This is a genomic window from Lacticaseibacillus kribbianus (assembly GCF_020180945.1).
In the GTDB taxonomy this organism is placed as follows: domain Bacteria; phylum Bacillota; class Bacilli; order Lactobacillales; family Lactobacillaceae; genus Lacticaseibacillus; species Lacticaseibacillus kribbianus.
The window spans coordinates 986,129-998,052 of the sequence record NZ_JAIPUL010000001.1 but is presented as its reverse complement, the minus strand read 5'-3'; the positions used below and the strand labels follow the sequence as shown (position 1 = coordinate 998,052).

Annotated in this window: 9 protein-coding genes; 3 read left to right on the top strand and 6 right to left on the bottom strand. The window is 65.1% G+C overall.

From position 1 onward, the window contains the following. Nucleotides 1-27: 27 nt before the first annotated feature. The 6 genes from LE416_RS04660 to LE416_RS04635 form a co-directional block, all read right to left on the bottom strand. On the bottom strand, nucleotides 28-540 hold the full coding sequence (locus LE416_RS04660) for a GNAT family N-acetyltransferase (protein WP_225047321.1): 513 nt from the start codon (nucleotides 538-540) through the stop codon (nucleotides 28-30). A 157-nt stretch (nucleotides 541-697) separates the two neighbouring features. After that, nucleotides 698-2,638: a PTS fructose transporter subunit IIABC gene (locus LE416_RS04655; RefSeq protein ID WP_225047320.1), complete on the bottom strand. Its 1,941-nt coding sequence runs from the start codon at nucleotides 2,636-2,638 to the stop codon at nucleotides 698-700. Between the two features lie 2 nt (nucleotides 2,639-2,640). Continuing rightward, nucleotides 2,641-3,558, bottom strand: coding sequence for a 1-phosphofructokinase (gene pfkB, locus LE416_RS04650; RefSeq protein WP_225047319.1), 918 nt, complete (start codon nucleotides 3,556-3,558; stop codon nucleotides 2,641-2,643). Beyond that, the gene (locus tag LE416_RS04645) at nucleotides 3,555-4,304 is read right to left on the bottom strand and encodes a DeoR/GlpR family DNA-binding transcription regulator (protein WP_338034766.1); all 750 of its coding nucleotides are present in this window, start codon (nucleotides 4,302-4,304) and stop codon (nucleotides 3,555-3,557) included. The genes pfkB and LE416_RS04645 overlap by 4 nt, the downstream gene beginning before the upstream one ends. Nucleotides 4,305-4,511: 207 nt before the next feature. Further along, entirely contained in the window at nucleotides 4,512-6,452 is a 1,941-nt protein-coding gene (locus LE416_RS04640; protein WP_225047317.1) for an acyltransferase family protein, read from the bottom strand. Next, nucleotides 6,415-6,807 (bottom strand): MORN repeat-containing protein, encoded by a 393-nt coding sequence (locus LE416_RS04635; RefSeq protein WP_225047316.1) that lies wholly within the window; start codon nucleotides 6,805-6,807, stop codon nucleotides 6,415-6,417. Before LE416_RS04635 ends, LE416_RS04640 begins: the two co-directional genes overlap by 38 nt. Before the next feature lie 237 nt (nucleotides 6,808-7,044). Between LE416_RS04635 and obgE the strand changes: the two genes are divergently transcribed. The 3 genes from obgE to rnz all read left to right on the top strand — a co-directional run bounded on the left by obgE (nucleotide 7,045) and on the right by rnz (nucleotide 11,924). Further along, entirely contained in the window at nucleotides 7,045-8,334 is a 1,290-nt protein-coding gene (gene obgE / locus LE416_RS04630; RefSeq protein WP_225047315.1) for a GTPase ObgE, read from the top strand. 23 nt (nucleotides 8,335-8,357) lie between these two features. Next, complete coding sequence (locus LE416_RS04625) at nucleotides 8,358-10,394, top strand: acyltransferase family protein (RefSeq protein ID WP_225047314.1); 2,037 nt, start codon at nucleotides 8,358-8,360, stop codon at nucleotides 10,392-10,394. A 594-nt stretch (nucleotides 10,395-10,988) separates the two neighbouring features. Continuing rightward, nucleotides 10,989-11,924 carry a ribonuclease Z gene (rnz, locus tag LE416_RS04620; RefSeq protein WP_225047313.1) on the top strand — a complete coding sequence of 312 codons (936 nt, stop codon included), beginning with the start codon at nucleotides 10,989-10,991 and terminating at the stop codon, nucleotides 11,922-11,924.

The following is an 11,924-nucleotide window of genomic DNA, read 5'->3' as shown; positions in this document are numbered from 1 at the left end:
CGGGTGGTGCCGATTTTTGCCTGTGGCTTAGTTCTCCGGCTGGTTCTCCGTGCGCGGCAGGACCAGGCGCTTGGCCATCAGGACCTCGTCGTGCAGCGGGATGTCGTTGCTGCCGAGGCTTGGAATCTCGGGCTTGCGCTGGCGGGCGATGTCGACGGAGCCGCGCAGGATCTTGTTCAGGCGGTAGCCCTGGCGCTGGAAGAAGCCCAGCGCCTGCAGGTTGTCGTTCATGACGGACACGTCCATCACGGTCAGGCCCAGCATCTTGGCGCGGTTTTCGGCCATGTGCAGCAGGTGCTTGCCGACGCCGCGGCCGTTTCTGACGCTGTTGAGGCTGACGACGGCCATCGCGTTGCCGTGAATGGCGTAGGTGATCAGGCCGACGACGGTGTCGCCTTCCAGGGCGATCAGGCCGTTCAGGTCGTCGAAGTGGTAGTCACCGGCCGAGACAATCAGGGTGTCCGAGAGCCAGTGTTCAATGAAATACTTGCGGCCGGCCTCTGTGTGGTCGGCCAGCTTTTCGTAACGAATCGCATCCAAGTGGCGATGCTCCCTTCAGTGAGTTTCCATATCAGTATACCCGAGTTGGCGGGAATGTGAACAGCAAAATGCTCGGCGGGCCGGCCCGGCGTTGGCGCGCCGATCACAAAGGCCCCGCAACCGGCCGGGTGGGCGGCTGCGGGGCCTTGAGTTGGGCTCAGTCTTCCTTGGCAACCGGGCGCCAGAGGCCGAGTATGACCCCGGCGATGACGGCGCCGACCACCAGGCTGATGATGAAGCCGAGCTTCTGGTCGGTCAGGGCCAAAGCGACGATGCCGCCGTGCGGGGCCGGGACGTTGACTTTGAACAGCTGGGTGAGGCCGCCGGCGATGGCGGAACCGATGACGGAGCTGCCGATGACGTGCAGGGGATCGGTGGCGGCGAACGGAATCGCGCCTTCCGTGATGAAGGTCAGGCCAAGCACGTAGTTAGAAAGGCCGGAGTTGCGTTCGGTCTTGGTGAATTTTTGCGGGAAGAAGGTCGAGGCGAGGGCGATGGCCAGAGGCGGGATCATGCCGCCGATCATGACCGCGGCCATCCAGCGGCCGTCGGTGAAGTTGCTGGCCTGGTAGATGCCGATGGCGAAGGTGTAGGCCGCCTTGTTGAAGGGGCCGCCCATGTCGATGCTCATCATGGCGGCGAGGATCACGCCGACCAGCACCGCGTTACCGGTACCCATGTTCTCCAGGAAGCTGATCAACGCGCCGTTGATGGCGGCGAAGATCGGGTTGACGATGAAGAACATGATCAACCCCATTAACGCGAGGCCGATCACCGGGTAGACCAGGATGGTCTTGAGCCCGTCCAGGGAGTGCGGCATGCCGGCGAAGAGGCGCTTGAGCCCGACGATCAGCCAGCCGGCGATGAAGCCGGCGGCCAGCCCGCCGATGAAGCCGGCTGGGTTCTGGGCGTGCACGACCGAGGCGCTGGCGATGGTGGCCATGTAGCCGGCGACGAAGCCGGGCATCAGGGCCGGGCGATCACCGATGGACACCGCGATGTACGCGGCCAGGACCGGCACCAGGAAGCTGAAGGCGTAGTTGCCCAGGTTGTTGGTGAAGGTGAAGGCCATCGACTTGGCGCCGAAGACGTTCTCGAAAATGAACGAGAGGGCCATGATGATCCCACCGCCGACGACGAAGGGCAGCATGTTGGAGACGCCGTTCATCAGGTCCTGGTAGATGCGGCTCCACAGGCTCTTTTGGTCTTCGTCGGCCGCTTCCGGGGCAACGCTAGCGGTCGCGTGGTAGATCGGCGCGTCGGCCGCCACGGCCTTTTGGATCAGCTCCTCGGGCTTCTTGATACCGTCGATCACCGGTCGGTTCAGGAGCGGCTTGCCGTCAAAGCGCGGCATGTCGACCTTCTTGTCGGCGGCGATGATGACGCCGGAGGCCTGGGCGATGTCCTGGGCGGTCAGCTTGTGCTTGACGCCCTCGGAGCCGTTGGTCTCAACCTTGATGTCGACGCCCATCTTCTCGGCCTGCTCCTTGAGGGCAGCTTCTGCCATGTAGGTGTGGGCGATGCCGGTCGGGCAGGCGGTGACGGCGACGACGAACGGGCGGGTCGCCTGGGCGGCCGCCGCGTTGCGGTCGGCTTCCTTGGCGGCCTGCGCCGCCTCATCGGCCTTGTCCTTGGCCTCCTTGGCCGCCTGCGCGTCGCCGAACAGCTGCAGCACGTCGTCCGGCGTGGTCGCGCGCTTCAAGGCGGTGACGAGCTTCGGGTCGATCAACAGGGAAGACAGGGCGGCAAGCGCGGCGAGGTGCGTGTTGTTGGCGCCTTCGGGAGCGGCGATCATGAAGAACAGGTGCACCGGCTGGCCGTCCAGGGAGGCGAAGTCCACGCCGGCTTCGCTCTTGGCGAAGAGCACGGTGGCGCGGGTGACGGCCTTGTCCTTGGCGTGCGGCATCGCGATGCCCTCGCCGATGCCGGTGGTGGATTCCGCCTCGCGCTTGACGATGTCTGAGCGGTACAGGTCGGCATCGGTGATGATGCCTTCCGCCGCGTACTTGGCGACCATCTCGTCAATCGCGGCCGCCTTGGTCGTGGCCTTGAGGTCCATGATCATGACGTTTTTGAGCAGTAGGTCTTTGATGTCCATGGTTAGACTTCCTCCATTGTGATTGTGCGGTACACCTGATCAATCTTGGCGCGGTCGGCGAGGTCCTTGGAAAAGGCGGTGGCGCTGCCGCAAGCCAGGCCCTGCTTGAAGGCCTCCAGCGCGTCGCCGGTGGTCGCAAGCGTGCCGGTGAAGCCGGCCAGCATCGAGTCGCCGGCGCCCACGGAGTTGACCACCGTGTCCTTGGCGACGTTGCCGTGGTAGGCCTTGTCCTTCGTGATCATCAGCGCGCCCTTGCCCGCCATCGACACCAGCACGTGCTGGGCGCCCAGCGCCAGCAGCTTGCGGCCGGCGGCAACGATCGCCGCGACGTCTTGGTACTCGGCATCGCCGAACAGGGCGGCGAGCTCGTGGTGGTTGGGCTTGACGACCAGCGGGTGGTCCGCCAGGGTGTCGAGCAGCGCCTGGCCGGTGGTGTCGATGACGAACTCGGCGTGGGCCGCCTGAATCACCGGAATCAGGTCGCGGTAGAAGGTCTGAGGCAGACCGTTGGGCAGGCTGCCGGCCATCACCACCACGTCACCGGGGGCAAGCCGGGCGGCGAGGTCGGTCCGAAAGGCCGTGGCCTCCGCCTCGCTGATGGTCGGGCCCGGGGCGTTGAGCTCCGTTTCCTGCTGGGCCTTGAGCTTGACGTTGATGCGCGTGTCGCCGGCGATTGGCGTGAAGCCACAGGCCAGGCCGAGTGTTCTAAGCGCGTCTTGGATGAACTGGCCGGTGAAGCCGCCGACAAAACCCAGCGCCGTGGTCGGCTGGTTCAGCGCCCTGAGGATGCGGCTGACGTTGATGCCCTTGCCGCCGGGGAGCTTGTCGGCGCCGTCCAGGCGGTTGACCAGGCCCAGCGAGAGCGCTGGCAGGGTGACGACATAGTCGATCGACGGGTTCAAAGTGATCGAGTAGATCAAAGGGGAACCTCCTTAATGTTGACGTAATCCGAGTAGTACGGCGCAAGCGCCGAGAGTTTGGTGGTCAGAATCTGGTTGTCGGTGATCTTCGCGAACTTGGCGAAGCTGACCTGACCGAATTTGGCCGGATCGGCCAGAATCACCGTGGCTTTCGCCTGGGCGATGGCGGTCTGCTTGACTTTGGCCTCCTCGGCGTCCGGCGTGGTCAGCCCGTACTTGGGGTGCACGCCGTTGGTGCCGAGAAAGGCCAGGTCGAAGTGCATGTCGGCCAGCGCGGCGACCGTGCCGGCGCCGACCGTCGCCTTGGTGGCCGCTTTGATGCGCCCGCCCGGCATCAGCGCCGAGACCCCGAAGTCCGCCAGCTGGCTGGCGTTGTCGACCCCGGAGGTGACCACGGTCACGTCCAGCGGCGGCAGCAGGGGAATCAGCTGCGCCGTAGTCGTGCCGGCATCGAGGAAAATGGTGCTGTGCGGCGCAATCAGCGCCACCGCCGCTTGGGCGATCAGACGCTTTTCGATCAGCGCCTGCGTCGCCTTCTCCTGCACGCTGGCCTCGACCACGTTTTCGGCCAGCCGTTCGGCCCCGCCGTGGATGCGGCGCAGCGCGCCCGCCGCCTCAAGCTCCGCCAGGTCACGGCGGATTGTGGACTCCGAGGCGTTCATGGCGGCCATCAGCTCCTTGGATTTGACAACCGCCTGCTTGGTCAGGCAGTCCTTGATGAAGCGTTGACGTTCCTCTGTAAGCATTTCCATCACCTCGCAAGCTCCATTATACACGGCATCCCGTCATGTGCAAGCAAAAACGTTCAAAAACATTCAAATAATCGGTGAAAGGTTCACTAACCGTCATCCCGGCGACAATTGTGCACGCGGCGGGCGGCGCTCACCGCGTGCACACCAAAAACCCCGGGTTCGGCGAAGGCCGAGCCCGGGGTGCTGCGGTGATGCGTGGCGTTACTTCTTGGCGGGCCGCTTGGCGGCCTGGATCAGGGCGCTGTTGACCAGCTGCGCGAAGAGGATGTCGCCCTCGCGCCGGCCGGCGAAGTGCACGCCGTCCGTGCCCTCGAACAGCTTCGGGTGCGTCGGGGCGACTTGGCCCCAGTCGGCGATGGTGATCCAGTCGTACTTGTCCGGCAGTTTGCGCTCCAGTTCGCCGAGCTTCGTTGAGTTCCAGTCGGGGCCGGCCTCGCGGTTGTACGGGGTCATGAACACGAGCTTGTGGCCCGGCGCCAGGTCCTTGATCACCTTGGCGGTCTGCGCCGCGTAGTCGTCCAGCGCGTTGGTGCCGATCGCGATCACCACGAACTCGCGCAGGGTGTTAGCCTTTTGCGCGGCCATCATCACGTTGTACGCGAGGTTCATGGTGCGGTCGCCCTCCGCGTCGACGGTGGATTCCGCGACGTGGGCGCCGAGGTACTGACGGGTGCCGAGCGTCACGGAGTCGCCGATGACGGAGACGCCGGCGGGGATGTCGTGCTTTTCTGCCGTGCTCTTTTGGTTGTACGCGCGGTAGTCCGTCACCTTGGGCGCGGGCTTGGCCGGGGCCGTCGCGGCCGGTTTGGCCTTGGGCTTGGGCGCCGAGACGGCCAGAATCTGGCTGCGGGCGGCGCCAAGCTGGTCTTGGTCCTGGTAGAGGCCGCCGACCTCAAGCGTCGCCTGCAGCGCGGTTTGCCGCGGGGCATCGCGCACCGTCCACACGCCGATACCGCTCAGCGCCAGGGCGAGCAGGGCGATTGGAACGCCGAGCACCCACCCGCGCGGGCGCCACGGGCCGATTTTGGCCGCACGCCCGGCGATGATCGGTTCGATCACGTAGTAGGACAGGGACGACAGCACCAGGCCGAGGCCGATGGTGACCAGCACCGCCTGCCAGGTCGGCATCAGGTGCGAGAAGATGACGAACAGCGGCCAGTGGTAGAGGTACATGCTGTAGGAGGTGTCGGCCAAAAAGCTGACCAGCCAGGGCTCGGTCGCGCCAAGCGTCGCCTCGTGCAGCACGCGGGCCGCAAAGATCATCACGCAGGCCAGCCCGACCGCCAGCAGCATCCCGTACTGGTAGGTCGAAAGCTGGTCGAAGCGCAACCAGCGCCCGAGGCCGAACAGCCCGGCCGCCGCGGCCAGCATCAACAGGGCGGGCCACCACGCGTTGGCCCGACGACCCAGCGCCTCGAACCAGTACGGGCGCGCGGTGATGCCGGTCAGCGTGGCCAACAGCGCTCCGATGAAGAACGGGAAGCCGTGGGTGAGGCTTGAGAAGTAGACGGGCGAGAACTCGGTGAGCCCCGCTGCCTGCAGGTTCATCAACAGGATTGAGCCGCCGCCGAACACCAGCGCAAACAGCGCAAGCCCCATGCGAAAGGACACCGTCAGGGCGCTCGGCCGCCCGCCGAAGTGGCGCACGAAGCGGGCCAGCAGAAAGACGAAGGCCCCCCAAAGCACGTAGAAGTGCATCTCGACGGCCAAAGACCAGGTGTGCACGAACAGGTGCGGAATGAACTTGGTCTCGTAGCTGCCGCCGGTGGCGATCTCGAAGTAGTTGGTGACAAACCCCAGGGCGGCCGTCACCTGCTGGCCGATGCCGGCGCGAAAGTCCGGGCTGACCAGCAGGGTGAGGGGCAGCACCACCAGCACCGACAGCACCAGTGGCGGCACGATGCGGTAGAAGCGCCGGCGGTAAAAGCCCAGCAGGTCGAAGTCCTGGCTGCTGGCGAACTCGTCAATCATCAGGCTGGTGATCAAAAAGCCGGAGAATGCGAAGAACACATCCACGCCGATGAAGCCGCCGGCCAGGGCGTCCGGGTAGAAGTGATAGGTCAAAACCAGGATCAGCCCGGTGATGCGAACCAGGCTGAACCAATTAATCCGTTGGTGCTTGCGCGCGTGTGTACTTACCATTCTTGAATGTCCCCCGATAACTGTGCTGTCCCGTGCGCAACGTGCCGGTGCCGGTCACCTGACCGGCCTTGAAGTGTCCCGTGTAGCGCCACCCCGCGTGCGAGGTGAACGTCCCGAGGCCGTCGAACCGGCCGGCCTTGAAGTGGCCGCGGTACCGGTCGCCGTTGGTGAAGGTCAGGGTGCCGACGCCGTCGAACTGCGCGTTCACCGCCTGCCCGTCGTAGCGGATGCGTCCGGAATCCAGCCGGTAGTGAACCGTTTGGGTGGGTGCCGGGCGAAGGGCGAGCCACGCGCCGGCGCAGATGGCCAGCACGCATAGGATTTCCAGGGCGGTACGGGTGTGGCTGTTTCTCATGGTTGCCTCCTGTCCAAAACAAAACGTCAAGCTAAATCATAAGCTAAAGCCGCAGCAAGAAAAAGGCCAAATTGCCGATAAAATCAATAAATCGCTTTCACCGCAACCGCGGGCTTTGTCTGCACTTCCTGCGGCACGGCGAGGAAAATATTGTTATAATGTAAGGGACGTTTGCATTGCGGTTTTCAGCGCGGATCAATATAATAGGTAGATTGCGTTGGAGTCAGGAGGACACTTATGTTTGTCGATCAAGTCACAGTAGAGGTGCAGGCCGGTAAGGGCGGCGACGGGATGGTCGCGTTCCGGCATGAAAAATTCGTTCCGTTCGGCGGCCCCGCCGGTGGTGACGGCGGCAAGGGGGGCTCCATCATTTTCTACGTGGACTCCGGGCTGCGGACCCTGATGGATTTCCGCTACCAGCGCCACTTCAAGGCCAAGGCCGGCGGCAACGGCCAGGGCAAGCAGATGTACGGCCGCGGCGCGGAGGACGTGCGCCTTGCCGTGCCGGCCGGCACCACGGTGTTCGACGCGGATACGCACGAGCAGATCGGGGATCTCACCGAGCCCGGCGCGACACTGGTCGTCGCCCGCGGTGGCCGCGGCGGCCGCGGCAACATGCACTTCGTCTCGCCGAAGAACACGGCGCCCGAGATTGCCGAGAACGGCGAGCCCGGCCAGCACCGCTTCGTCACGCTCGAGCTCAAGGTGTTGGCCGATGTCGGCCTGGTCGGCTTCCCGTCCGTCGGCAAGTCGACGCTTCTGTCCGTGGTGACCAAGGCCAAGCCAAAAATTGCGGCCTACCAGTTCACGACGCTGGTGCCGAACCTCGGCATGGTGCAGCTGCCCGACGGCTCCGACTTCGTCATGGCGGACCTGCCCGGCCTGATCGAGGGCGCCAGCACCGGCGTGGGGCTGGGCTTCCAGTTCCTGCGCCACGTCGAGCGCACCCGCGTCATCCTGCACCTGGTCGAGATGGACCCGGACAACGGGCGCGAGCCGCTGACCGATTACCATCAGATTAGAAGCGAACTTGACACCTACGACGACACCATTCTCAGTCGCCCGCAGCTGGTGGTCGCGACCAAGATGGACGTGCCAGGGGCAGCGGAGCGCTTCGCCGAGTTCAAGGCCGGGCTGTTGGCCGAAGGAGTGCCGGCATCGCACATCTACGCGATCTCTAGCATCACCCACGACGGCGTGGCGCAGCTGATGCAACACACCGCTAAGGCCCTGGCCGACGCACCGGTGTTCACGCCGAAGTCGCGCGCACTTCAAAACGCGACGTACCAGTTCGCGCCGCAGTCCGACGAGCTGAGCGTCACCCGCGACCCGGATGGCACCTTCATCCTAGGCGGGGCGAAGGTCGAGCGCCTGTTCAAGATGGCGAACCTGGATCACGACGACGGCGCGATTCGCTTCGCCCGTCAGCTGCGCGGTCTCGGCGTCGACGACGCCCTGCGCGAGGCGGGGGCCGTGACCGGCGACCTGGTGGCCATCGACGACTTCACCTTCGAGTTCGTCGAATAATTCACTGAGTGGGAGGCAGCCACATGGGGCAGAGTAAACATCGCTACATCGGCGGCTTCGACGGCTTGCGGACGCTCGGGGTGATCGGGGTCATCCTTTACCACCTGCGCCCGGAGCTGTTTCGCGGCGGCTACCTCGGGGTCTTGATCTTCATGACCATCTCGGGGTACCTGATCACCGACGGCTTCATCCGCGCCAGCGACGCGGGGCAGGGCCTGACGCTGCCGAATTTCTGGGCGCGGCGCGCGCGGCGGCTCTACCCGGGGCTGGTCGCGGTGCTGTTCGGTACCGGCGCCTACATGGTCCTGTTCAGCCGGGACCTGTTGCTGAATTTTCACAAAATCGTCCTGACCAACCTGACCTTCACGTACAACTGGTGGCAGATTTTCAACGGCCAGTCCTACTTCGCGCGCTTCGCCAACAACGAGTCGCCGTTCGTCCACCTGTGGACGCTGTCCATCGAGGGTCAGTTCTACCTGCTGTGGCCGCTGCTGTTCCTGCTTTTGGTCAAGCTGGTCAAAAAGCCCGAGCGCCGCTTCCAGGTGACGCTCGGCATCGCGGTCCTGAGCGGCCTGTGGATGACCATCCTGGCGCTGGTGCACCCGACCGGTGATCCCAGTCGCCTGTACTACGGCACCGACACGCGGCTGTTCGGGCTGATGCTCGGCGCGGCCCTGGCCTTCATCTGGCCGAGCACGAAGCTGGCGCGACACCTCAACCGTCGCGCCGCAGCGGCGCTCGACCTGGTCGGCACCGCGGCCGTTCTGGCGATGGTCTGGGGGATGCTCAGCCTCGACGCGGACGGGCGCGCGGCCTACCTCGGGGGGATGTTTGGCTTCACAGTGGCAACGGTGCTCCTGGTGGCCGTCGTCGCCTCGCCGGCCACCATCTGGGGCAAGCTCCTGAGCAACCCGGTGTTCCACTGGGTCGGCTCGCGCAGCTACGGCATCTACCTGTACCAGTTTCCGGTGATGATTTTTTGGGAAAACGGGTTCAAGAACATCGCCGACCATCCGGTGCTGTACCCGGTGCTCGAGGTGCTGCTGATCCTGGGCATCTCGGAGCTGTCGTACCGCTTCATCGAGCAGCCGCTGGCGCACTACGACTACCGCAAGCTCGCGGCCAGCGTGCGCGCGCTGTTCGACCGGAGCCAAGCGCTGCGGCGCACCCGCATCGTCTGCGGTGTGGCCGCGGTGATCCTCGCGCTCGGCACGGTCGGCCTGGTGATGGCGCCCGGCGTCAAGGACACCGCCAACGACTCGGCGGTCGCCAAGAAGCTGCGCGCCAACCAGGACGACAAGGCGCAGCACGATAAGGAGCTCGCGGCGGCCAGAAAGCGCGTCGCGGCGGCGAAGAAGGCGGCCGCGGCCGCCAAGAGCTCGAGCGCCGAAAGCGCCAAGAGCTCAAGTGCCAAGAGTAGCAGTGCCAAGAGCAGCAGTGCCAGCAGCAGCGCGAAGGCCGCCAGCAGCAGTACCAAGTCAAGCTCAAGCGCCAGCAGCACCAAGCCCGGCGTGAACGCCGATTATGTGCGCTACGGCATCAGCCAGGACGCGCTGACCAAGGCGCAGGGCGTGACCCTGACGGCCGTCGGCGACTCCGTCATGCTCGACGCCAAGCCGGGCCTGCAGAAGCTGATGCCCAAGGCCTTCGTCGATGCCAGCGTGTCCCGCCAGCTTTACAAGAGCGTGGACATCGTCAAGAGCTACGCCCGCACCGGGGCGCTGGCCAACGTCGTCGTGATTGGGCTGGGCACCAACGGCTCGTTCACCACCACCCAGATGGGGGAGATGATGCGGGCCATCGGCAGCACACGCCAGGTTTTCTGGATCAATGTGCACGTGCCGACGCGGCCGTGGCAAAACAGCGTCAACGGGACGCTGGCCGGGGCGACCAAGCAGTACCCGAATCTGACCGTGATCGACTGGCAGCGCTACTGCCAGGGTCATCGCGACTGGTTCTACGACGACCTGGTCCACCCGAACCCCGAAGGCGCCAAGTACTACGTTGCGTTCGTGACCCGAGAGATCATGGCACACCTGAAGACACCCGCCGCGGGCTAGTGACCGCGGCACAGCGCGAGGCGGACGCCTCGCGCTTTTTTGATACCAGGGCGGAGAACCGCGGGTTTCGGCCACCGGCTAGCGTAAGGATGGGCATTGGGCCGGTCTTTGGCCCGGTGACCATCCTCAGCTAGACGAGTGGCCGTTGCGATTCGGAGCCCGACGATCAGGGCGGAGAACCGCGCATTTAGCGGGACGGGTAGCTCCGCGAGGGCATTGGGCCGCACTTTGGCCCGAGGCGCCTCGCGTGGCTAGCCGTTTCCGCGTTGCGGTTTGGAGCCGGACAACCAGGGCGGAGAACCGCGCATTTAGCGGGACGGGTAGCTCAGCGAGGGCATTGGGCCGCACTTTGGCCCGAGGCGCCTCGCGTGGCTAGCCGCTTCCGCGTTGCGGTTCGGAGTCCGACGACCAGGGCGGAGAACCGCGGGTTTCGGCCACCGGCTAGCGTAAGGATGGGCGATGGGCCGGCGGTCAGGGACAGGGGTGACGCGTGCGACAGCGCCGTGCCTGCTTCAAGCGACCGCGCATTGCAGAAGGGTTTTGTGGTAAACTAATCAGTAGTCTGCACCGCGGTGCATAGATAGGAAGAAGCCAATGGAACTTTTATTTTTAGGAACCGGCGCGGGGTCACCGTCCAAGACCCGCAACGTGTCCAGCCTGGCGCTGAAGCTCTTGGACGAGCGCAACGAGGTCTGGCTGTTCGACTGCGGTGAGGGCACCCAGCACCAGATTCTGAAGACCAACATCCGGCCGCGCAAGGTGACCAAAATTTTCATCACCCACCTGCACGGCGATCACATCTTCGGCCTGCCGGGCTTTTTGGCCAGCCGGGCCAACCAAGGCGGGGAGGAACCGCTGACCATCTACGGGCCGGCGGGCATCGAGCGCTTCGTGCGCACCAGCCTGCAGGTGACGCAGACCAGGCTGCCGTATAAGCTCAGCTTCGGGCTGCTGGAGACGCCGGGCACGGTGTTCGAGGACGCGACCTTCAAGGTGAGCTTCGCGGCGCTCAGCCACCGCGTGCCGAGTTTCGGCTACCGGGTCGAGGAAAAGCCGCACCTAGGCGAGCTGCTGATCGACAAGGTGCGCGATGCTGGCATCCCCAACGGCCCGCTGTACGGCAGGCTCAAGGCGGGGCAGACCATCACGCTGCCGGACGGTCGCACGTTCGACGGCCGCGACTTCATCGGCCCCGACCAGCCCGGCCGCACCGTGGTGATCTGCGGCGACACGCGGGCCACAGCGGCCACGCAGGCCCTGGCCCAAGGCGCAACGGTGCTGGTGCACGAGGCGACCTTTGGCCCCGACGAGAGCCAGCTGGCGCGCCAGTACTACCACGCGACCAACCTCCAGGCGGCCAAAATCGCCAAGGAGGCCGGCGTCTCGCGCCTGCTGTTGAACCACATCTCGGCGCGCTACGTCGGCGCCGCCGCCCAGCAGCTGCAAAAAAGCGCCCAGCGCATTTTCCCGCGCACGCACGTGGTGCACGATCTGGAGACCATCGACATTCCCTTTGCAAAGGAGCAGTGA

What these genes read in the sequence shown, in the direction of transcription:
- LE416_RS04655 (WP_225047320.1), bottom strand. Translation starts at nt 2,638, where the DNA reads ATGGACATCAAAGACCTACTGCTCAAAAACGTCATGATCATGGACCTC.
- LE416_RS04645 (WP_338034766.1), bottom strand. Translation starts at nt 4,304, where the DNA reads ATGCTTACAGAGGAACGTCAACGCTTCATCAAGGACTGCCTGACCAAG.
- LE416_RS04640 (WP_225047317.1), bottom strand. Translation starts at nt 6,452, where the DNA reads ATGGTAAGTACACACGCGCGCAAGCACCAACGGATTAATTGGTTCAGC.
- LE416_RS04635 (WP_225047316.1), bottom strand. Translation starts at nt 6,807, where the DNA reads ATGAGAAACAGCCACACCCGTACCGCCCTGGAAATCCTATGCGTGCTG.
- obgE (WP_225047315.1), top strand. Translation starts at nt 7,045, where the DNA reads ATGTTTGTCGATCAAGTCACAGTAGAGGTGCAGGCCGGTAAGGGCGGC.
- LE416_RS04625 (WP_225047314.1), top strand. Translation starts at nt 8,358, where the DNA reads ATGGGGCAGAGTAAACATCGCTACATCGGCGGCTTCGACGGCTTGCGG.
- rnz (WP_225047313.1), top strand. Translation starts at nt 10,989, where the DNA reads ATGGAACTTTTATTTTTAGGAACCGGCGCGGGGTCACCGTCCAAGACC.